The sequence below is a fragment of the Flavobacterium notoginsengisoli genome (genome assembly GCF_042686225.1).
Taxonomy (GTDB): Bacteria; Bacteroidota; Bacteroidia; order Flavobacteriales; family Flavobacteriaceae; genus Flavobacterium; species Flavobacterium notoginsengisoli.
Genome location: NZ_JBHUOT010000009.1, coordinates 173,961 through 196,294, shown reverse-complemented (window position 1 = coordinate 196,294; position 22,334 = coordinate 173,961). Strand labels below are relative to the sequence as shown.

Below are 22,334 nucleotides of genomic sequence, written 5' to 3'. Positions count from 1 at the left end.
GAATATTTATACAAAAATACTAAATAAATTAATTAAAGATTTTGAGTTTAACGTTTCATGTTTTCAGTAAGTTTCCAAAGAAAACCATAAACCATAAACTATAAACTATAAACTTTTTTATCTTTGCTAAAATTACTATAAAATAATGGCATCAGAAGAGAAATCACTCAATTTTATTGAACAAATCATAGAGGAAGACGTAAAATCAGGTCTTTCAAATACTAAACTTCGCTTTCGTTTTCCACCAGAACCAAATGGTTATTTACACATTGGACACGCTAGTTCTATTGCGTTAAATTTTGGTTTAGGAATTGATTATCAATCTCCTGTGAATTTACGTTTTGATGATACAAACCCTGAAAAAGAAGAACAGGAATTTGTTGATGCTATTAAAAAAGATGTGGAATGGTTAGGATATACATGGGCTGAAGAATGTTATGCATCAGATTATTTCCAACAATTATACGACTGGGCGGTTTTATTAATTAAAAAAGATAAAGCGTATGTTGACAGTCAAACTTCTGAAGAAATGGCGATCCAGAAAGGAACTCCAACAACTCCAGGAACTGATAGTCCATACAGAAATCGTTCTGTTGAAGAAAATTTAGATTTATTCGAAAGAATGAAAAATGGTGAATTTGAGGCTGGTACACATATTCTTCGTGCAAAAATTGACATGAAATCAACCAATATGTTGATGCGTGATCCTATTATGTATAGAATTTTACACAAACATCACCATAGAACCGGAGATGCCTGGAAAATATATCCAATGTACGATTGGGCACACGGACAAAGTGATTATTTAGAACAGATTTCTCACTCATTTTGTACACTTGAATTTTTGCCTCATCGTGAATTATACGATTGGTTTTTAGATCAGATTTTTGATGACAATAAACTGCGTCCAAAACAAAGAGAATTTGCAAGACGTAACTTATCACATACAGTTGTTAGTAAGAGAAAATTACAGCAACTAGTTAAAGAAAAGCATGTTAACGGTTGGGATGATCCAAGAATGTCAACTATTTCTGGATTAAGAAGACGTGGTTATACAGCTGCATCTTTACGTAATTTTGCGAATACAATTGGTATTGCAAAACGTGATAATTTGATCAATGTATCGGTTTTAGAATTTTGTATTCGTGAAGATTTAAACAAAATTGCACCTCGTGTAATGGCAGTTTTAGATCCTGTAAAATTGGTAATTACAAATTATCCAGAAGGAAAAGAGGAGTGGTTGGAAGCTGAAAACAATCAGGAAGATGAAAGTGCTGGTTTCAGAAAAGTACCTTTTTCTCGTGAATTATACATTGAAAGAGAAGACTTTTTAGAAGAAGCTCCGGCTAAATTTTTCCGTTTGACTCTAGGAAAAGAAGTTCGTCTTAAAAATGCTTATATCATTAAAGGTGAATCAGTTGTAAAAGATTCAGAAGGTAATATTACTGAAATTCATGTAACGTATGATACTGATTCTTTGAGTGGAAGCGGAACTGAAGCAAGCCAAAGAAAAGTGTCTGGAACCTTACATTGGGTTTCAATTCAGCATGCATTGGAAGCTGAAGTTCGTTTGTACGATCGTTTGTTTACAGATGAAGCTCCGGACAGTTATAAAGACAAAAATTTCTTAGATTTTGTGAATCCAAATTCATTAGAAATTGTAACTGGATATGTTGAGCCAAGTTTATCAACAGCTCAAAATGAAGATAAATTTCAGTTTCAACGTTTAGGATATTTTACTGTTGATAAAGACTCAACTACTTCAAAATTAGTATTTAACAAAACTGTTGGACTAAAAGATGCCTGGGAAGAAAAAGGTAAAAAAGAGGAAAACAGCATCAATAATTCTTTGAAAGATATCAACAAATATTTTAAAGTTGAGACTAAACCAGAAAGAATTGCAATTGAAAGTGCAATAGGGGAGAACATCAAAAATATCTCTAGTTTCTCTTTATTACAAAATTCATTAAAGAAGAATATCAACAATAATAAGGCTTCGCTGTTGTTTTCTCAGTTTATTTTGAAATATTCAAACTGGAAATCTACAGATTTTGAAGAAGAAGATGTTAAGAAGTTATATTCAATGTCTTTAAAGAGTGAATCGACTTATGTAAGATCAAAAGCACTTTTAAATTTAAGAGATATTGAAAGTGGAAGTTTCAAAAATCAATTTGATGATGAAATTTTAAAACTATACTCAAATCCTCCAAAAAATGCTTCTGAAAGAGAAATTGAAATTCTTTCTGAAATGGTGAAGAAGTAATATCAAATAAATTTATTAAAAGCGCTTTTATAAGCGCTTTTTTTTATTATATAGATTAACTATTAAAAAAATAAATTTTATAATTTTTATAAATCAAAAGTGACTTTCATAAGTTTAATTTAATCGAAAATAAAATTTTATTGGATAAGGAATTCATTTTTTTTATTTAAATCTATTAGAAAGCTTTATTTTGATTTTTTACTTTTTTTCGGTTCAATTTTTGTTTTAAATCTTAATAATAAATTTTACTTATTCAAAATATTTTATTTTCAATATTTTATCTATTATTTATAAAATCTATTAAATTTAGTATTTTTATTTATTTTATAGATTAAAAGTGACTTTTATAATTTAATTTTAAAGGCGAATAAAAAATAGTTGAATAGAGAAGACCTTTTTTTATTTTTCATTCATTATAACTCTTTATTTTTATTTTTAGCTTTTTTGTTTCCAATTTTCTTCTAAAAAAACTTAAATTAAAGTTTTTTCTTATTTTTTATTTTTTTGACTTCAATTTTTACAATTATAAGTTTTTATTATTGTTATAGATTTAAATTTAGTTTGTAATTATTATTTATAAAAATTACTATAAAATTTATATCTATAGTTTTTTGTTATTTTTTTAAGGTCTTGATTTTAATTTTATGTTTATAAATTATTATTATTGATTTTTTAAAATTTTAGTTTTTATTTATTATTTGTAAAATTGATAGTAATTTATAAAATAATAGTTTTAATATATTAATTTTAACCTTCATAAATCGATTTTAAGGCGTTTTTAAAAGTTAGTTGATAGATTACTCATTTTTTAAATAATTGTTTATTTGAAGCTTTTATTTAACTTTTGGCTGTTATTTTAGTCAGTTTAACGGCTTGTTAACACACAATTGTTTATAAAGTTGCTATTTTTAACTCAATACCAGAAATCAGAGATGATTTAAGAAAAATTAAAATTTGCCGTGACGGAAACTAAACTGGATTTTACTGTTTTTAAAAACTCGTAATTTTTATAGCAGTGAATTTTCAAAATTGATTTCCCGAAAAGACAATTTTATGTTCTCATTTTTATTGTGATGTAATTTTGATAATATTTCGCGTAAAAGGTATTTTTCAAATTATTTCATAATGTACAAAATTCCATAACATTGAATTTGTGTGAAGCTTTAGTTTAAAATTTCAAATCTGATCATTTTTAATTTAAATCTAATAATCATGAAAATTTTATATTTTACGCTAGCGATGTTATTTGCAAATGTTGCAATTTCACAAACACATCAAATTACAAAACACAATGGTGAACAACTTGATGTTAATTTCATAAAAAACGAAAATGGTTTAATTTACTATTCATTGAACGGAAGTTCTGAAGAAGTAAAAATTAGCAAACATGCTGTTTCATCTATTACGAACAAACAAACAAAAACAACTCAAAAAGTTTCTGATAAAATAGTAGTAGATTCAAAAGACGATTTCAAAATGGTAACTGTTTTGCCCCAGGAAAAAACAATTGGACTGAAACAAGCAGCAAGTTTTACAGGTGTCTCGACAAGGACAAAAGGAGAACCGCCAATTGCAAATCAAAAACAGACTGCTATGAGAATCAAAACGAAGTCGGCTTCAAACGGATCTCCTTTTGTTAGTATTATAGACAAAGGTGATGGTAAATATGAAGCTACAACTTATGTGTATTAATAAGATTGTTAATTTATAGTAAATAACAATTAATCAAAGTTTTATCATTTTAAAAATGAGTATCTTTAATAATAATTTAAAAATTGTAATATCATGTCTAAGAATTTAAATACAGCGGCTGCAATTTTAGCGGCTGCAGCGGCAGGAGCAGCAATCGGAATTTTGTTTGCTCCGGATAAAGGATCCAAAACTAGAGCAAAAATTAAAGAAGGTATCGATGATGCCAAACATAATATCAAAGATTCTTTTGATGCCAGCTCGGAAGTTCTTCGTGAAAAATTTACAAGTGCTACTCAAAATTTTGATGGAACTTTGAATGATTTACTTTCTAATGTAAGCCATAAAACAGAAGAAGTAATTACTTTTTTAGAAACTAAATTGGCTGAATTGAAAGCACAGAACGCTAAACTTCAGAAATAATAATTTTTTAAAAGCACATAACTTGCTTATTTTTATAGGAAAGTTTTGTGCTTTTTTTTATTTTAAATTTATAATTATGGCTTTTGAAGAGTTAAAAGAGAGCACTGAGAAAATTCAGGATCAAACTAAGATTTATATTGACAGTCATTTGGCTTACTATAAACTTTGGGGATTTAAAGTGGCAATGAAATCTACAACCTTGATTTTCAAATTCACTTTGATCTTGTTGTGTTTCACGATGGTTTTAATTTTCGGATCTTTTGCAGCAGCGTACGCTTTTGGATCTTTGTTCGAAAGTAATGCTTTAGGATTTTTAGCAGTAGGAGGGATCTATCTTTTGTTTACTATTTTACTTTTCTTCATAAAAGACAAGATGGTGGAAGGGCCAATTTTAGAGAAATTTTCAGAAATATTTTTTAATGACTAAGACTTATGGAAAAGAAAAAATACTCTTCTTATGCTGAAATCGACAGAGATTTAGAAATCTTGAAATTAGAAAAAGAGATCAATTATCAGAAATTAGTTTTGAGTTTTCAGAGAACTAAAGAAAGCATTACACCACAAAATATAGTAAACGGATTTGTTTCCTCTTACACCAATTATGTAAAAAAATCATATCCACAAATTTTACAATCAATTATTCCATTTGTAATCAATTGGTTTATAAATAAAAAAAGAGGCAGTTAAGCCTCTTTTTTATTTTGTAATTATTATTGAACATCTGGTTGAATGTCATCTTCATAACCGGATTGTCTTGGTGCTTGTTTTGGTTTTTCCACTTTTTTATTGTTTTTCTTCATCATTTCTCCAACTTGATTTGAAGCTGAGAATGATGCCACCATATTGTTTAACATATCACTTCCAGCTTGTGGAGAATTTGGAAGAAGAATTAAGTTTGAGTTTGAATCAGATCCAATAGATTGTAAAGTGTCATAATGCTGCGTAACGACAATTAAGGCAGAAGCTTCTTGAGAATTAATTCCAACATTATTCAAAACTTCAACACTTTCAACCAAACCTCTTGCAATTTCACGGCGCTGATCTGCAATACCTTGACCTTGTAAACGTTTACTTTCTGCTTCGGCTTTTGCTTTTGCAACGATTCTAATTCTTGAACTTTCTGCTTCAAATTCTGCAGCCGTTTTTTCTCTATCGGCAGCGTTGATTCTGTTCATGGCATTTTTTACCTGGATGTCCGGATCAATATCAGTAACCAAAGTATTGATGATATCATATCCGTAAGTTGACATTGCTTCGTTCAATTCACGTTTTACTGCAACTGCAATATCGTCTTTTCTTTCAAAAACATCATCCAATTTTAGTTTCGGAACTTCAGCGCGAACGACATCAAAAACATAAGAAGTAATTTGATCGTGTGGATATTCTAATTTATAAAATGCTTCGTATACTTTTTCCTGAATAACTTTAAATTGAACAGAAACTTTCATTTTGATAAAAACGTTGTCTCTGGTTTTAGTTTCAATGATAACATCTAACTGCTGGATTTTAAGATTTACACGTCCTGCAATTCTATCAACAATAGGAATTTTTAATTGTAATCCTGAATTTCTAACACTAAGAAATTTTCCAAATCTTTCGATCACGATAGAAGTTTGCTGCTTCACTGTAAAAAATGAAGACATTAAAATGAAGAATGCGAATACTAATAAGATAATAAATGCTGTACCCATGGTTATTTAATTTATATTTATGATTTTGGTAAATTACGAAAATTCTTCTAAAATAAAATTATTAAATATTAAAAAAACGCTAAGAACATTTTAGAGATGTTACTTAGCGTTTCTATTTTTAAGTGAAATTTTAATTACAATGTTTCAATTGCTTTGTGGATTCTAGAGATAGTTTCTTCTTTTCCAATGATTTCAACAATGTCAAATAGGTGAGGCCCTTTCAAAGCTCCAACCAAACTTAAACGGAAAGGTTGCATTACTTTACCCATTCCTATTTCGTTTTTAGTTAACCAATCCTTTACAATTGTCTCAATATTTGCAGAAGTAAAATCTTCAATATTTTCTAAAACAGAAATCAATTCCTGCATTAATGCTGGAGTTTCTTCTTTCCAGTTTTTACTTGCTTTTTCATCGTAAGCTGTTGGAGCCTGGAAAAAGAAATCTGTCAAATCCCAAAATTCTGAAACGAAGTTTGCTCTTTCTTTAATCAAAGAAACTATTCTCGTAAGATCATATTTAGAAATATCAATGCCTTTTTCCTCTAAAATAGGAGAGAAGGTTTTGGCTAAATCAACATCATTTTGTTTTACTAAATATTGGTGGTTGAACCATTTGTTTTTCTCTGGATCAAATTTAGCTCCAGCTTTGTGAACTCTATTCAAGTCAAAAGCTTCTGCTAATTCTTCTAAAGAAAATAATTCTTTTTCAGTTCCATCATTCCATCCTAGTAAAGCAAGGAAGTTTACAACTGCTTCTGGGAAAAATCCATTCTCTCTATAACCAGATGAAACACCTTCTTCAGTTTTCCATTCTAAAGGAAATACTGGGAATCCCATTTTGTCTCCATCTCTTTTTGATAATTTACCATTTCCAACTGGTTTTAGAATCAAAGGTAAATGAGCAAATTCCGGAGCTTCCCAACCAAATGCTTTGTATAATAAAACGTGAAGTGGCATAGATGGCAACCATTCTTCTCCACGAATTACATGTGAAGTTTCCATCAAATGATCATCTACAATATTGGCTAAATGATACGTTGGCATTCCGTCACTTTTGAACAAAACTTTATCATCCAAAAGATTAGTTTCAAACTTCACATCGCCACGAATGATATCTTTTAAATGTAATGTTTCATCAACAGGAGTTTTAAAACGGATTACATAATGTTCTCCATTTGCAATTCTTTTAGCAACTTCATCAGCAGAAATTACCAAAGAAGTATCTAACTTTTCACGATTGTGATGATTGTAAATAAATGTTTTTCCTTCAGCTTCGTGTTGTTTTCTATGTGCATCCAAAGCTTCCGGAGTATCAAAAGCATAATAGGCCCAACCAGAATTGATCAGTTGATCTGCATATTGCTGGTACAAATCCTTACGTTCGCTTTGTCTGTACGGACCAAATTTTTCATTTTTTCCAACCGTTTCTTCAGGAGCAATTCCTAACCATTCTAAAGCTTCCATAATGTAAGCCTCTGCACCTGGAACAAAACGAGTCTGATCTGTATCTTCAATTCTTAGATAAAAAACACCGTTATGTTTCTTTGCAAATAAATAATTAAATAGGGCAGTACGAACTCCGCCAATATGTAATGGTCCAGTCGGACTTGGTGCAAAACGCACACGAACTTGCTTTGACATTTGTTTAAAATTTTGTTGCAAAGATACGTTTTATGATTTTAGATTTCGGAATGTTGATTTCAGATTTTCAATCTTAGAACCTTAGTCCCGATAGCTATCGGGATAGTAACTTAGAATCTTAAAAAGGTATTATTATAATTACTACTTTTATAGGTTATAATTAAAACAGATTTAATTTTGAAAACATCATCTGCAATATATCAAAAGTTAGAGGCTTTCATTAAGAAATATTATACCAACGAATTGATAAAAGGCATATTACTTTTTACTGGTTTTGGTTTATTATATTTTCTATTTACGCTTTTTGTAGAGTACTTTCTTTGGCTAAAACCTTTAGGTAGAACTTTTCTGTTTTGGTTATTTGTCGACGTGGAAGTTTTCCTTTTAGTCCGTTTAATTCTTTTCCCATTATTTAAGTTATTCAAACTTCAAAAAGGAATTGATTATTCTCAAGCTTCAAAAATTATTGGAAATCATTTCACAGAAGTGAGTGATAAGTTGACTAACTTTTTACAATTGTCTTCTGAAAATAATGCTGAAAGTTCTGAATTAGTTTTGGCTTCGATAGAACAAAAAGCAAATTCTTTACAACCAATTCCATTTGGAAATGCAATCAATTTTAAAGCTAATAAAAAGTATTTACCATTAGCTTTAGTTCCAATTTTACTTTTTGGTGTGTTTTATATTTCTGGAAATAGTAATATTATTTCTCAAAGTTTGAATAGAGTAGTGCATTTCAATTCTGCATTTTTACCACCAGCTCCTTTCAAGTTTGTGGTTTTAAATTCGAATTTGCAGGCAGAACAGAACAAAGATTTCGTAATTAAAATGGAATCTGTTGGAAACGTAGTTCCAGAAAATGTTATGATTCATATTGGTGATGAAAGCTATTTTATGGAATCTTCTCAACCTGGAAAGTTTGAATTTAAAATTGAAAAGCCTTCAGAAGATATGCAGTTTTCTTTTGAAGGAAATTCGGTAGTTTCAGAGGAATATGAATTGAAAGTGATCACAGTTCCATCTATTGCCAACTTCGAAATGGTTTTAAATTTTCCTTCTTATCTGAAGAAAAAATCAGAGACAATTCAAGGAACTGGAAATGCAATTGTACCAGAAGGAACAACTGTAACTTGGAGAATGAACACTAAATCTACACAAGGAGTTGAGTGGAAAAGAGATAATGAAGTATTTAAGTTCAATAAGTTTGAAAATGACTTTAAATTGAGTAAAAATATTAGTCAAAATACCGAATATCAAATACTTACGTCTAATGATAAGGTTAAAAACTACGAAAAACTAGATTATCAGCTCTCTGTTATCAAAGATCAGTTTCCAACCATCAATGTTGGTCCTGCACCTGATAGTTTGAAGCTGGCTAAGAACTATATTTTAGGAAGATTGGGTGATGATTACGGGCTTTCGAAATTACAAATTGTATACTATGAACGTAACAAACCACAATCTGCTAAGCGTGGAAACATTCCGGTGAAGTCTGGAGTATTTGATCAGTTTGTTTTTAATTTTCCAAGTAACCTTCCAGTAGAAGAAGGAGTTTCATACGATTACTATTTTGAAGTTTTTGATAATGATGTTCCACACGGATTTAAGTCTACAAAGTCTTCTACATTTTCAGATCGTGTAGCAACCACAGATGAAATTCAGGATCAGGAATTGCAACAACAAAATCAAAACATCAATAGTTTATCTAAGTCTTTGAAGAACCAAACGAAGCAGATTTCAGAAATGGATAAACTTCAGAATACAGGAAAAGAAAAAGATAATTTAGAGTTTAAAGATCAGCAGAAGATCAATGATTTTATCAAACGTCAGAAACAACAAGACGAAATGATGAAACAATTCTCTGAGAAAATGAATCAGAATTTGGACAAATTCAAAGATGATAAGAAGGATAAAACTGCTGATGATTTACAAAAGCGTTTAGATAATGCACAGAAAGATTTAGAAAAGAATCAGAAATTATTAGATGAATTGAAGAACCTGAATGATAAATTAAACAGTGAAGAACTGTTTGATAAGATGGAAAAGTTCAAACAAATCAGTAAAAATCAATCTCGTAATTTAGAACAATTGGTTGAGCTTACCAAACGTTTTTATGTTTCAAAGAAAGCAGAACAGGTTGCTGAGAAACTTAACAAACTGTCAGAACAACAGGAACAGTTATCAAATAAAGAGAAAGAAAATACGAAAGAAAAGCAGGATGAAATCAATAAATCTTTTGATAAGATTCAGGAAGATTTAAAAGATTTGAAAGAGGAGAATAAAACTTTAAAGAAACCTTTAGACATTCCATCTGATGCTTCAAAAGAAAAAGATGTAGACAATGATTTGAATAAAGCTTCTGAGGAATTGAGTAAAAAGAATACATCTGGAGCTAAACCAAAACAGAAAAGCGCTGCAAAGAAAATGAAGTCTATGGCTCAGGAAATGCAGAGTGAAATGGAAGGTGGAGAACAGGAACAATTAGAAGAAGATGTAGCAATGCTTCGTCAGATTCTGGATAATCTTTTAGCATATTCTTTATCACAAGAAGATGTGATGAAACAGTTCAAAGCAATGAAATTAGGTTCTTCTGCATTCACAAAAAACATCAAGATTCAGCAGAATTTGAAACAGCAGTTCAGACATGTAGATGATAGTTTGTTTGCACTTTCATTACGTAATCCAAAGGTAGCTGAAGACGTTACCAAAGAAATTGGAAACGTACAATACAACATGGATAAGGCGATTGAAACTTTAACCGATGTGCAGATTCCAAGAGGAGTTTCACACCAGCAATATGCAGTTTCATCTGCCAATAAGTTAGCAGATTTTTTAAGTGATTTATTGAACAACATGCAGATGTCAATGTCTAAACCGGGAGCCGGGAAACCTAAACCAGGTGATGGACAAGGAATGCAATTGCCAGATATTATTCAGAAACAAAAAGGACTTGCTGATAAGATGAAAGAAGGTATGAAACCTGGACAGCAATCTGGTGATAAACCTGGAGAAGGTAAAGATGGAAAGTCTGGACAAGGACAAAATGGACAAGGAAAAGATGGTCAGGGTAAAGAAGGACAAGGTAACAAAAGTGGAGATAAAGGTTCTTCTGGTAAAGATGGAAAGAGTGGAAAAGGAGAGAAGAACGGTAATGAAGGAGAAGATGGAGAAGGAGATGCTGAAGCTATAATGGAAATATATAAAGAGCAAGTTAAACTTAGAGAAGCATTGCAAAAAGAATTAGCAAAGAAAGGTTTAGACTCTCAAGGTAAATCTATAATAGACCAAATGAAACAATCTGAAAAGCAGATTTTGAATAAAGGATTTAAGAATGAGAACCTGCAACGTATACTAAATATTCAACAAGAATTATGGAAATTAAACAATGCAGTTCAGCAACAAGGTCAGGATACACAAAGACAATCTGAAACGAATAAAGCAGAATTTACGAATCGTTCCAATGCTTTACCAAGTTCGCTATTGGAATATTTAAACAGTGTAGAGATATTAAACAGACAATCACTACCTTTGCGCTCGAATTTTAATCAAAAAGTTCAAGAATACTTTAATACAAAATGATAAATTTTAATTACGAAACAGATTTTACTTTAGGAGACGAGCAGGCTTTTAGTGACTGGTTAAGTGCTGTAATTGTTTCTGAAGGAAAGAATGAAGGTGAGATAAACTACATATTCTGCGACGATGAATATCTTCATAAGATTAATGTAGAATATTTAGACCACGACACCTTAACAGATATTATTAGTTTTGATTATACTGTTGGTAACGAGCTGAATGGAGATATTTTTGTTTCTGTTGAACGTGTTGCAGATAATGCAAAAGACTTCAATGTTTCATTCGCTGAAGAACTTAAGAGAGTGCTATCTCATGGTATACTACATTATTGTGGATACAAAGATAAGACCGATGAAGAAGCTCAATTAATGAGACGCAAGGAAGAAGAGAAAATGAAGATGTTTCACGTGGAACAGTAATTAAACATCTTTTGAATGTAGATGTTCCACGTGAAACGTTTTGATTTTTTAAATTTTTATAACGTTCCACGTGAAACATATTTAAAGTAAATAAAAGAATTTACAACGTTCCACGTGGAACGTTAATGTAAAGAGTTTGAATAAAAAAATAAATCGTTCCACGTGGAACGATTTTTTAAGTTTGAATTTAAAAGAAAAAGTATAAGATGTTTCACGTGAAACATGATTTTAAAATGTTTTTTGGAAGTTTAGAATGGAAGTTTAGAATGGAAGTTTAAAAATGTTTCACGTGAAACATTTTGTTTTGAAAGTTCTAGTTTGAAAGTTCTAGTTTGAAAGTTCTAGTTTGAAAGTTCTAGTTTGAAAGTTCTAGTTTGAAAATTCTAGTTTGAAAGTTCTAGTTTGAAAGTTCTAGTTTGGAAGTTCTAGTTTGGAAGTTCTAGTTTGGATAAGTTTTAAACGTTTCACGTGGAACGTTTAATTTGGTTTCAAGATTTGAAGATTCTGATTTGAACCTGAAACGTGAAACCTGAAACAAAATAAAAAAAAATACGTTCCACGTGGAACAAAAAAAAATAAATGTAATTCTAGAAACCGCTTTAGCGGTTTTTGGAGAATAATAAAACAAAATGTTTTTAGAAGAATACGATGTTATTGTGGTTGGTGCTGGCCATGCTGGATCTGAAGCTGCGGCCGCTGCTGCAAATTTGGGATCAAAAACTCTATTGGTTACAATGAGTTTGCAGAACATTGCACAAATGTCATGTAATCCTGCTATGGGGGGAATTGCAAAAGGACAGATCGTTCGTGAAATTGATGCGCTTGGTGGATATTCTGGAATCGTTTCAGATAAAACTGCGATCCAGTTCAAGATGTTGAACAAATCAAAAGGACCTGCAATGTGGTCGCCAAGAGTTCAAAGTGATAGAATGCGTTTTGCAGAAGAATGGAGAATGATGTTGGAGGCGACTCCAAATCTTGATTTTTATCAGGAGATGGTAAAAGGGTTGATTATAGAAGATGGAAAGATAAAAGGAATTAGAACTTCGCTTGGTGTGGAGATTCGTTCCAAATCTGTGGTTTTGACAAACGGTACTTTTTTGAATGGTTTAATTCATATTGGAGAAAAACAATTTGGTGGAGGAAGAGCAGGCGAAAGTGCTGCAACAGGAATTACCGAAGATTTGATCAAAGCAGGTTTTGAAGCTGGAAGAATGAAAACTGGAACGCCACCTCGTGTAGATGGACGTTCTTTGGATTATTCTAAAATGAATGAAGAAAAGGGAGATACAAAGCCAGCTAAGTTTTCTTATTCAGATGTGACTTCTCCATTGGTTCATCAGCGCTCTTGTCATATGACATATACGTCGTTAGATGTTCATGATATTTTGAGAGAAGGTTTTGATCGTTCTCCAATGTTCAACGGAAGAATCAAAAGTTTAGGACCAAGATATTGTCCTTCTATTGAAGATAAAATAAATCGTTTTGCAGATAAAGAGCGTCATCAATTATTTGTAGAGCCGGAAGGATGGAATACTTGTGAAGTGTATGTAAACGGATTTTCAACTTCACTTCCAGAAGATATTCAATTTAAAGCGCTTCGTTCTGTAGCAGGTTTTGAAAATGTGAAATTCTTTAGACCTGGTTATGCAATCGAATATGATTTCTTTCCGCCAACGCAATTGAAACATACTTTGGAAACTAAATTAGTTGAAGGTTTGTATTTTGCTGGACAGATTAATGGAACGACCGGATATGAAGAAGCAGCTTCTCAAGGTTTGATGGCCGGAATCAATGCGCATTTAAAAGTGCACGAAAAAGAGCCATTGATTTTAAAACGTGATGAAGCGTACATTGGAGTTCTAATTGATGATTTGATTACCAAAGGAACAGAAGAACCTTATCGTATGTTTACATCTAGAGCAGAATATAGAACTTTATTGCGTCAGGATAATGCCGATTTCAGATTGACGCCAATGTCATACGAAATTGGTTTAGCTTCTGAAGATCGTTTACGAAGAATGGAAAAGAAATTAAACGAATCTGAAAAGATGGTTCAATTCTTCAAAGAAACCAGTGTTACAATTGCAGAAACAAATCCAATTTTGGAAGCGAAAGAATCTGCACCGATTTTACAGGGAGATAAAATGTTTAAGATTTTCTCTCGTCCACAGATTGAATTGGAAGATATGTTGAAATTTGAAAAAGTTTCTAGCTATATCGAAGAAAATAATTTGGATGAAGAAATTGTGGAGCAAGCCGTAATTCAGGTTAAGTATTCTGGTTATATCGAAAAAGAAAGAAATAATGCAGATAAATTAAATCGTTTGGAAGAAGTGAAAATTCCAGACAATTTTGATTATAATAAAATCAAGTCCATGTCGATTGAAGCTAAACAGAAATTAAGCAAGATTCGTCCTGTAACCATTTCGCAAGCTTCAAGAATAAGCGGAGTGTCACCAAGTGATATTTCCGTACTTTTGATTTATATGGGAAGATAAAAGAGTTAGCAGTCTCAGTATTTAGTTTTCAGTTTTACTGAGACTGAAAGCTGAGACTGATTACTAAACAAATGTTCCACGTGAAACGTTTTTAATAAAAAGTAGCCAAAAAATGAAAGTTGTACATCAAAATAGTTTTTCAGAGAATGAAAAAGAAACATTGTGGCAACTTCGAAATAATGAATATCCAATTCAATTTGGTCATGAAACTTTTCAGGAATTCGATGCTTATATAAATTCGATTTCAGAAATGGATAATTATCTTTTGATTGATTCAAAAAATGAGATTCAAGGCTGGGCTTATACTTTTTTTCGCGATAGCGAAATTTGGTTTGCAATTATGTTGAATTATCAAATTCAGGGAAAAGGTTACGGTAAAATTTTATTAGAAGAAATAAAAAAGATTAATCAGAATTTGAATGGTTGGGTAATCGATCATGAAAAAGATATTAAACGAAATAATGAAAAATACAAATCACCATTGGAATTTTATCTTCTAAATGGTTTTGCTGTTTTGAATGATATCAGATTAGAAAATGAAAAAATATCGGCTGTCAAGATCAATTGGAAAAACAATAAATAACAAAAATTAAAAAAATCCTAAAAATGATGAAATTTCGTTTTTAGGATTTGCTATAAATTAAACCCAAATATCTATAATTTTAAAAATGGACGTTTTAAACAAAAAACACTTTCTTACGGTAAAAGACCATTCTGTTTCAAAAGAAATTTTCGATTTATATTATGATGAAGAATTAGATATGCTAATTACTTCACCACAACCTGAACTTCAAAATTTAGGTAAATACTACGAAAGCGAAGATTATATTTCGCACACAGACAACAAACGTTCCTTATTTGAAAAAGCCTATCATTTTGTGAAAAATATAGCGCTTCAGAATAAATTGAATTTAATTAATAGCGAACAACCACAAAAAGGTAAATTGCTGGATATTGGAGCCGGAACGGGAGATTTTCTTTTAACGGCGAAAAATAACGGTTGGGAGACCATTGGAGTAGAACCAAGTGAAAGAGCAAAAAATAGTGCCAAACAAAAAGGAATTTCATTTGTAGAAGAAATCAGCAGTTTAGAAAATAATTCTTTGGATGTAATTACCATGTGGCATGTTTTGGAACACGTTCCAAATTTGGAACATCAGATCCATGAATTGAAGCGTTTATTGAAACCAACTGGAACATTAATTATTGCGGTTCCAAATTACAAATCGTTTGATGCAAATCATTATGAAGCGTTTTGGGCAGCTTATGATGTGCCAATTCACTTTTGGCATTTCTCTAAAAAATCAATTCAGTTGCTTTTTGAAAAAGTAGAGATGAAATTGGAAAAAATACTTCCAATGAAGTTTGATTCTTTTTATGTGAGTCTTTTATCAGAAAAATACAAAACAGGAAAAATGAATTACATCAAAGCTTTTTTTGTTGGATTAAAATCAAACTGGAAAGCTAAAAGAACAAAAGAATATTCGTCACATATTTACGTTTTAAAAAATAAATAAAAATATCTAAAAGCTATTTTTCCAAAAAGGATGAAATGGCTTTTGGTATTAGAAAAAAGATCAAAAAACATCAATTTTATAATAATAGTGTTGGTTTATAGTTATTTTTCTTTCTATAAATAAAAACAATATGATAAAATTTACGCATTTTTTAAAGTTTATGCTGATGCTATTGATTTTTTTATATTTTTGTCTTCAATCACTTAAAAAAATTAGAATTAAAAAAAATGAAAAAAGCATTAGTTATTATCGCACTTTCAGTTTTCGCAGTTTCTTGTAACAAAACAGCAGAGGTAAAGGAAGTAAAAACAGCTTACGTGGATACTTCGGTTTTGATGAAAGAATACACTGAGGCAAAAGATCTAGAGGCAAAGTATAAAGCTCAAGCGGAAGAAAAAGGGAGACAATTACAAGCTGAAATTTCACGTTTTAAACAAGACGCTGCTAACTTTCAAAGTCAGGCACAAGCAAATGGTCAGGCTTGGGCGCAGCAAAGAGGTGCAGAATTACAAAAAAGAGAGCAGCAGTTAGGATATGCTCAACAAGCATTAGCTCAACAATTACAGCAAGAAAGCGGAGTTGAAATGGATTCTCTTGTTAGTGGAGTTAAAAAATTCATCAAAGAATACGGAAAGAAAAACGGTTACTCTTACATCTACGGAACTGGAGATGCTGCAACAGTTTTGTATGCTGAAGAAAAATACGATATCACAAAAGAGATTATCAAAGAATTAAACGATAAGTACAAAGCGGCACCGAAAACAGATGCAAAACCAGCAGCTGAAACTAAAGAAGGTGAAGCAAAAAAATAAAAAACTACCAAACTAACTAAATTACTGAAAACCTAAATCCACTAAGATTTAGGTTTTTTCTTTTTATAAAAATGCGGTAATTTCATTTTTTAATACAGGCCCAATGCAAAACGTTTCAGAAGCGGCAGCTTACACTTTACAATTCATCAATCAGACGCAGAAATCTATTTTCCTCACAGGTAAAGCAGGAACAGGAAAAACTACACTTTTGCGTGAAATTATTGCAACAACTCACAAAAATACTGTGGTTGTTGCGCCAACCGGAATTGCGGCTTTAAATGCGGGTGGTGTCACGATTCACTCTATGTTTCAGCTTCCGTTTTCTGCATTTATTCCTTCTTACGAAGCAAGTGCACAATTTACTGAAACGGTGAAGTTTGAAAATAAAGAATCACTTCGTCGTCATTTCAAAATGAATAACGTCAAACGAAATGTAATCAAAAACATGGAGCTTCTGGTTATTGATGAAGTAAGTATGATGCGAGCCGATTTGCTCGATGCGGTGGATTTCATGATGCAGACCGTTCGAAGAAATACACAACCTTTTGGAGGAGTTCAGGTTTTGTTTATTGGAGATTTACTGCAATTACCGCCAGTTATTCGTGATGAAGAATGGAGAACTTTGAAAAACTACTATCGCGGGAAATTCTTTTTTCATTCTCATGTACTCCAGCAGTATCCGCCGATTTATATCGAATTGTCTAAAATTTACCGCCAGACAGATGATGCTTTTATTTCTGTTTTGAACAATCTGCGAAATAACGAAATCACTCCACAGGACATAGCCATTCTAAATCAATACGTTAAGCCGGATTTTGATTTCAAAGAAAACAAAGGTTATATCACGCTTACAACACATAATGCTAAGGCTGATTCTATTAACAATCAGTCAATCAATGATTTAGATGGTAAAGAATATATTTACACGCCCTTTGTAGTGGGAGACTTTCCGGAGAAGATTTTCCCAGTTGAAGAAGAACTGAAATTGAAGGTTGGAGCTCAGATCATGTTTGTTAAGAATGACTTATCTTTTGAAAAGAGATATTTCAACGGAAAAATGGGAGTTGTGAAATCGCTTTCTGATGAAGAAATCTTTATTCACTTTCCGGAAGAGAACATGACACTCGAAGTGGAGAAGTACGAATGGAAGAATATTAGATACAAAGTAAACGAACAAACTAAAGATATCGAAGAAGAGGTTTTAGGAACTTTTGCGCATTATCCAATCAAGCTGGCTTGGGCGATTACAGTACACAAAAGCCAGGGTTTAACTTTCGACAAAGCTGCGCTTGATGTATCGCAAGTTTTTCTGCCCGGACAGGCCTATGTAGCACTTTCACGTTTGCGTTCGTTAAATGGGCTTATTTTGCTTTCTCCGATGCAGATGAATGGCATTTCAAACGACCAGGATGTGATGGATTATGCTTTGAACAGAGCGACGGAAGACGTTTTGAAAAGCTCGCTTCACTTTGAAACCAAAAATTTTATCCATAACTATTTGATAAACAGTTTTAATTGGAGCGAATTAGCGCAGGAATGGCGAAATCATCGTTTCAGCTATAACGAAAATGCAGCTGGTTCCGAAAAATCAAAACATTCCGTTTGGGCGCATAAACGTTTGGATACAATCGAACAGCTTTTAGAACCTTCGCAGAAATTCATTGTACAGCTCAACAAAATTTTCAGCAAAGAAACTGTTGATTTGTTTTTTGTGAAAGAAAGGGTAGAAGCGGCCTACGATTATTTTTTCAAGCCGATGGACAAGTTGGTTGATGATTTGATTTATAAAATAAATGAAATTCAGAAGTTTAAAAAAGTAAAGGAGTTCTATGAAGAACTTAATTTTTTGGAGGACCTGCAGACCAAAGCTGTTTTACGACTGATGAAAGCCAAATTACTGATTGAAGTGGTGGTTTCCGGCGAAGCAATCTCCAAAGAAAAATTATCATCGCCAGTTATTCGAAATTATAAAATCAACAAAGCGGAAAGAATCCGGGAAGAGCTGAAAACGACAAATACAGACATTTTTAGGACAGAAGAACCCGTTGTTCGATACAAATCAACTAAAGCGGAGAAAAGTGAGCTTAAAACAGCTAAAAAAACGACAGTTGAAGAAACGTACGATTTGTGGATCGAGAAAAATTCTGTAGAAGATATTGCGAGAATGCGTAAATTGAATGTTCAAACCATCGAAGGACATTTGATCAGATTGATTCAAGCCAAAAAGATTGAAATTACAGATGTTTTGCCATACGATAAAATTTTAGCACTAAGAGAAGCATTTCAATTTTACCAGGAAGAATCGTTAAGTGGTTTAAAAGAAAAACATGGAGATGAATTTACCTGGGATGAATTAAAAATGTTCAAAGCGAGCATTAATTAAATTTTTGAACGTCCCACGTGAAACACTTCTTTTTTGGTTTTAAAAATCTAATTTTAAATGTATTAAACTATTTTTGATATGATAAAAATTAAAATATTACTAATGTTTTTAATCTTGTATTCTTCAGTTGCAAACGCACAAGATTTGAAACCGGAATATCAAAAATTCATTTCGAAGTTTATTTTGGAAGTGAAAAATAATGATAAAGAAGCAGTTTCGAAACATTTTAAATTTCCTTTTAAACGGGAATACCCAATTCCGTCAGTAAAAGACAAATCAGATTTTATAAAAAGATACAACCAAATTTTTGATAAAGTTTTGATCGATAAAATAACAAAATCAGATCCAGCAAAAGATTGGTCAGAAGTAGGTTGGAGAGGAATTATGCTGAACAGAGGTGATTTGTGGATTGATACCGATGGAAGAATTATCAGTATAAATCATCAATCTGATGAAGAACTGAAAATGAAAAAAGAATTAATCGAAGCGCAGAAAAAACAAGTAAATGCTTCACTTTCAAATTTTAAAGAACCTGTTGCTATTTTGGAGACTTCAAAATTCAGAATCAGAATTGATGATCTAGGAAATGACAATTATCGTTACGCTTCCTGGTCTGCTAAACAAAAAATGACGGAGAAACCAGATTTGGTAATTGAAAACGGAGTCTTTCATGCTGACGGAACGGGAGGGAATCATCATTACGAATTCAAAAAAGGAAATTACAGATACGAATGTCATTTTATAGTTTTGGGAGAAAAAGGAACTCCGCCTGCGATGCTATTCGTATTTCAGTCTGATAAAAAAATTCTTCAACAGGATGCGACAATTGTTTCACGATAAACATTAAAAAAGCTGAATTCAAATTAAATTCAGCTTTTTTAATGTCATGAATTATGGAGCTAGTTATTTCTTAATCAGAATCTAAAAGTAAAGTTGTGAATTTAAATGAAGATAATAAGGCAAAAAAAATCCTGTTCTTCTGAACAGGATTTTTTAGTTTTCTATAAATTTTCGACTAAGATCCAGGCATCTGGATTTTCGCCTTTTTGAATTTCTTTCTGAGCTTGTTCGGCTTCTTTCATTGTGGCATAACTTCCATAAAGAACAGGAAATAAACCATGTTTGTTTTCGCCAAGCATTCTGGCTTTGAAGCCATCTTTAATTAATTGGTTGTAAGCTTTTCTGGCATTTGCTTCGCTTCTAAAAGCACCGGCCATAATGTGATAAGGCATTGTTGCTTCAGCAGTTTCTACCTTAGCAGAATCTACCGCAAGCGTTACAGCCGGAAGAGGACTTTTGATAAAAAAAGTTGCTTCCTGAATTTTGTTCTGTACTTTTTTCTGAACTGCTTGTTCTACAACAAGTGTTTGATTATCAATCTGATTTTGATATAATGGGTAACCAATACTTCCAGTAATTCCAAGTCCTAAAACTAAAATTGCAGCATATCTCAGGAATGGGTTTGAAGATTTAGTTTGTTCTTCATTTTCGTATAATAAAACAGCATCTTTTTCTTTTGCAGCGATTTTTTCGATTTTTTTCTCGAAAACTTCTTTTTTCACCATCGGAGAAACAAAAGGACTTAATCCAAATGAAGTTGCCAGATAATTAGTCTGGTCATTTGGTGTGAAAATGATATTACTTTCAGAGTTTAAACGCAGTTCTCCGATATTCTTTAAAAGAATTACGCCATTTTCTTCTAATGTTTTTTTCCAGTTTAAAACCTCAAAGGCAATAGCACTTACTGCAAAACCATAAGAAGTTTTTTCTGCCTGTGCGATATGATTTGCCAACAATCCGTCATTATTTTTTAAACGACTGTTGAAAGAAATAGTTTTTTTTGGTGGAAAAAACGAATTAGTGGTTTGATTAAGCTGTGCCGAATGAATTTCGGTTAAAAACGCACCAAATCCTGGAACCGTTACACACTGATAACGATACAATAACTGTGATATATATACTTCGATTTTCATAGTAACAAAGTTATGCATCGCTTATAGTTATCAAAATTTTATTCACAATTTTTATTAACAATTAGGTTTTATTTTTATACAATTCGTTTTCAAATAATTAGGTCAATGTTTAGGATGAATTACAAATCCTGAACTATTTTTATTTTTTATTTTATTAGGAATTTACTTTGTTTTAGTGATATTTGTGATTCCAAAATTGTAAAAATATTTTTTCTATTTTACATAATGTTTTAAAAATATGAACGATCACGAATTATTTTATTTATTGGCTTTACTTAAAGTTGAAGGAGTAGGAGATATAATGGGAAAAAAATTACTTCATTCGTTTGGTGATGCAGCATCTATTTTTAAGGCAAAAAGCAGCCAGCTTGCTGGGATTGATGGAGTTGGAGCAGTTTTATTGAAAAATCTAAAAGATAAAAGTGTCTTTGAAAAAGCAGAGAAAGAATTATTTTTTATAAACAATAACAATATAAAAGTTTCCTTTTTTCAGGACGAAAGTTATCCTGAGCGTCTGAAACATTGTATCGATGGACCTGTTTTAATTTTTACAGCCGGAAATATCGATTTTAAAAACAAGAGAATAATTAGCATTGTAGGTACGCGCCAGATTACTTCTTACGGAACAGAATTTTGCAGAAAATTGATTGAAGATTTGGCACCTCTAGATCCTGTTATTGTCAGCGGCTTTGCTTATGGAGTTGATATAGTAGCTCATCAGGCAGCATTGGATCATAATTTACAAACGATTGGAGTGCTGGCTCACGGACTCAATCAGATTTATCCAAGGTCGCATAAAAGGTACATGGCTAAAATGGAAGAAAACGGCGGATTTATTACAGAGTTTTGGAGCGATTCTAATCCGGATAAAGAAAAATTTGTTCGTCGAAATCGCATTGTTGCCGGAATGACTGAAGCTACTATTGTAATAGAATCTGCAGACAGAGGCGGTTCGCTTATTACAGCAAATATGGCAAACGAGTATAACCGTGATGTATTTGCTGTGCCGGGAAGAGTAACTGATAAATACAGTCAAGGTTGTAATACTTTAATTAAGACTCAGAAAGCAAATGTTTTAACTAATGCTGCTGATTTAGTTTATATGCTTAACTGGGATATTAAAGAAAAACCTAAAGCAATTCAAAAGCAATTGTTTGTAGAGTTAGAACCGGAGGAACAAAAAGTATATGATTTTCTTCAGGTAAACGGAAAAGAATTGATGGATATTATTGCTCTTCAATGTGATTTTCCAATTTTTAGAATTTCTTCTATTTTAGTTAATATGGAATTAAAAGGTGTTATAAGACCTCTTCCCGGAAAACTTTTTGAAACAATTTAACGCAGAAAACCCTATTTTATTTATTTTTAAAATGTTTGTATAATTTGTACAAAATGAAAATCAGCAATAACCCAAATATTATGTTTAATACTTGAAATAAGTAAGGAG

General features: G+C 31.7%; 17 protein-coding genes. 14 read left to right on the top strand and 3 right to left on the bottom strand.

Annotated elements, in window-relative coordinates:
* Positions 1–145 precede the first annotated feature (145 nt).
* From ACFS3A_RS19655 to ACFS3A_RS19635, 5 genes are all read left to right on the top strand, one after another.
* Positions 146–2,263: a glutamine--tRNA ligase/YqeY domain fusion protein gene (locus ACFS3A_RS19655; protein ID WP_379827267.1), complete on the top strand. Its 2,118-nt coding sequence runs from the start codon at positions 146–148 to the stop codon at positions 2,261–2,263.
* Between the two features lie 1,212 nt (positions 2,264–3,475).
* A complete protein-coding gene (locus tag ACFS3A_RS19650; protein ID WP_379827265.1) occupies positions 3,476–3,955 on the top strand; it encodes a hypothetical protein in 480 nt (159 codons plus the stop codon).
* Between the two features lie 93 nt (positions 3,956–4,048).
* Entirely contained in the window at positions 4,049–4,375 is a 327-nt protein-coding gene (locus ACFS3A_RS19645; RefSeq protein ID WP_289663976.1) for a YtxH domain-containing protein, read from the top strand.
* 76 nt (positions 4,376–4,451) lie between these two features.
* Positions 4,452–4,802 (top strand): competence protein, encoded by a 351-nt coding sequence (locus tag ACFS3A_RS19640; RefSeq protein WP_379827264.1) that lies wholly within the window; start codon positions 4,452–4,454, stop codon positions 4,800–4,802.
* Positions 4,803–4,807: 5 nt separating this feature from the next.
* Complete coding sequence (locus ACFS3A_RS19635) at positions 4,808–5,062, top strand: DUF6327 family protein (protein ID WP_379827263.1); 255 nt, start codon at positions 4,808–4,810, stop codon at positions 5,060–5,062.
* 23 nt (positions 5,063–5,085) lie between these two features.
* Here the strand turns inward: ACFS3A_RS19635 and ACFS3A_RS19630 are convergent, their stop codons facing one another.
* Both ACFS3A_RS19630 and gltX read right to left on the bottom strand, forming a co-directional pair.
* Positions 5,086–6,066, bottom strand: coding sequence for an SPFH domain-containing protein (locus ACFS3A_RS19630; RefSeq protein ID WP_289663972.1), 981 nt, complete (start codon positions 6,064–6,066; stop codon positions 5,086–5,088).
* Positions 6,067–6,200: 134 nt separating this feature from the next.
* Entirely contained in the window at positions 6,201–7,706 is a 1,506-nt protein-coding gene (gene gltX / locus ACFS3A_RS19625) for a glutamate--tRNA ligase (protein WP_379827262.1), read from the bottom strand.
* Positions 7,707–7,883: 177 nt separating this feature from the next.
* On the opposite strand from gltX, the gene ACFS3A_RS19620 reads away from it, so the two are divergent.
* The 8 genes from ACFS3A_RS19620 (at position 7,884) to ACFS3A_RS19585 (ending at position 19,754) form a co-directional block, all read left to right on the top strand.
* On the top strand, positions 7,884–11,285 hold the full coding sequence (locus ACFS3A_RS19620) for a hypothetical protein (protein WP_379827261.1): 3,402 nt from the start codon (positions 7,884–7,886) through the stop codon (positions 11,283–11,285).
* Positions 11,282–11,701 carry an rRNA maturation RNase YbeY gene (gene ybeY / locus ACFS3A_RS19615; protein ID WP_379827260.1) on the top strand — a complete coding sequence of 140 codons (420 nt, stop codon included), beginning with the start codon at positions 11,282–11,284 and terminating at the stop codon, positions 11,699–11,701. The genes ACFS3A_RS19620 and ybeY overlap by 4 nt, the downstream gene beginning before the upstream one ends.
* A gap of 629 nt (positions 11,702–12,330) precedes the next feature.
* Positions 12,331–14,202 carry a tRNA uridine-5-carboxymethylaminomethyl(34) synthesis enzyme MnmG gene (gene mnmG / locus ACFS3A_RS19610; RefSeq protein WP_379827259.1) on the top strand — a complete coding sequence of 624 codons (1,872 nt, stop codon included), beginning with the start codon at positions 12,331–12,333 and terminating at the stop codon, positions 14,200–14,202.
* Between the two features lie 112 nt (positions 14,203–14,314).
* Positions 14,315–14,785, top strand: coding sequence for a hypothetical protein (locus tag ACFS3A_RS19605; protein ID WP_379827258.1), 471 nt, complete (start codon positions 14,315–14,317; stop codon positions 14,783–14,785).
* An 85-nt stretch (positions 14,786–14,870) separates the two neighbouring features.
* The gene (locus ACFS3A_RS19600; protein WP_379827257.1) at positions 14,871–15,719 is read left to right on the top strand and encodes a class I SAM-dependent methyltransferase; all 849 of its coding nucleotides are present in this window, start codon (positions 14,871–14,873) and stop codon (positions 15,717–15,719) included.
* 227 nt (positions 15,720–15,946) lie between these two features.
* On the top strand, positions 15,947–16,531 hold the full coding sequence (locus tag ACFS3A_RS19595; protein WP_379827256.1) for an OmpH family outer membrane protein: 585 nt from the start codon (positions 15,947–15,949) through the stop codon (positions 16,529–16,531).
* Positions 16,532–16,634: 103 nt separating this feature from the next.
* On the top strand, positions 16,635–18,914 hold the full coding sequence (locus ACFS3A_RS19590; protein ID WP_379827254.1) for a helix-turn-helix domain-containing protein: 2,280 nt from the start codon (positions 16,635–16,637) through the stop codon (positions 18,912–18,914).
* Between the two features lie 78 nt (positions 18,915–18,992).
* The gene (locus ACFS3A_RS19585) at positions 18,993–19,754 is read left to right on the top strand and encodes a hypothetical protein (RefSeq protein ID WP_379827253.1); all 762 of its coding nucleotides are present in this window, start codon (positions 18,993–18,995) and stop codon (positions 19,752–19,754) included.
* 161 nt (positions 19,755–19,915) lie between these two features.
* On the opposite strand, the gene ACFS3A_RS19580 is transcribed toward ACFS3A_RS19585, so the two are convergent.
* Entirely contained in the window at positions 19,916–20,887 is a 972-nt protein-coding gene (locus ACFS3A_RS19580; protein WP_379827251.1) for an HU domain-containing protein, read from the bottom strand.
* A gap of 238 nt (positions 20,888–21,125) precedes the next feature.
* On the opposite strand from ACFS3A_RS19580, the gene dprA reads away from it, so the two are divergent.
* Positions 21,126–22,226 (top strand): DNA-processing protein DprA, encoded by a 1,101-nt coding sequence (gene dprA / locus ACFS3A_RS19575; protein WP_379827249.1) that lies wholly within the window; start codon positions 21,126–21,128, stop codon positions 22,224–22,226.
* The last annotated feature ends 108 nt before the right edge of the window (positions 22,227–22,334 follow it).

Bases quoted from the DNA above. Each gene is read 5' to 3' on its own strand.
- ACFS3A_RS19630 (WP_289663972.1), bottom strand. From the start codon at position 6,066: ATGGGTACAGCATTTATTATCTTATTAGTATTCGCATTCTTCATTTTA.
- ACFS3A_RS19655 (WP_379827267.1), top strand. From the start codon at position 146: ATGGCATCAGAAGAGAAATCACTCAATTTTATTGAACAAATCATAGAG.
- dprA (WP_379827249.1), top strand. From the start codon at position 21,126: ATGAACGATCACGAATTATTTTATTTATTGGCTTTACTTAAAGTTGAA.
- gltX (WP_379827262.1), bottom strand. From the start codon at position 7,706: ATGTCAAAGCAAGTTCGTGTGCGTTTTGCACCAAGTCCGACTGGACCA.
- ACFS3A_RS19600 (WP_379827257.1), top strand. From the start codon at position 14,871: ATGGACGTTTTAAACAAAAAACACTTTCTTACGGTAAAAGACCATTCT.
- mnmG (WP_379827259.1), top strand. From the start codon at position 12,331: ATGTTTTTAGAAGAATACGATGTTATTGTGGTTGGTGCTGGCCATGCT.
- ACFS3A_RS19645 (WP_289663976.1), top strand. From the start codon at position 4,049: ATGTCTAAGAATTTAAATACAGCGGCTGCAATTTTAGCGGCTGCAGCG.
- ACFS3A_RS19590 (WP_379827254.1), top strand. From the start codon at position 16,635: ATGCAAAACGTTTCAGAAGCGGCAGCTTACACTTTACAATTCATCAAT.
- ACFS3A_RS19640 (WP_379827264.1), top strand. From the start codon at position 4,452: ATGGCTTTTGAAGAGTTAAAAGAGAGCACTGAGAAAATTCAGGATCAA.
- ybeY (WP_379827260.1), top strand. From the start codon at position 11,282: ATGATAAATTTTAATTACGAAACAGATTTTACTTTAGGAGACGAGCAG.
- ACFS3A_RS19580 (WP_379827251.1), bottom strand. From the start codon at position 20,887: ATGAAAATCGAAGTATATATATCACAGTTATTGTATCGTTATCAGTGT.
- ACFS3A_RS19635 (WP_379827263.1), top strand. From the start codon at position 4,808: ATGGAAAAGAAAAAATACTCTTCTTATGCTGAAATCGACAGAGATTTA.
- ACFS3A_RS19595 (WP_379827256.1), top strand. From the start codon at position 15,947: ATGAAAAAAGCATTAGTTATTATCGCACTTTCAGTTTTCGCAGTTTCT.
- ACFS3A_RS19650 (WP_379827265.1), top strand. From the start codon at position 3,476: ATGAAAATTTTATATTTTACGCTAGCGATGTTATTTGCAAATGTTGCA.
- ACFS3A_RS19585 (WP_379827253.1), top strand. From the start codon at position 18,993: ATGATAAAAATTAAAATATTACTAATGTTTTTAATCTTGTATTCTTCA.
- ACFS3A_RS19605 (WP_379827258.1), top strand. From the start codon at position 14,315: ATGAAAGTTGTACATCAAAATAGTTTTTCAGAGAATGAAAAAGAAACA.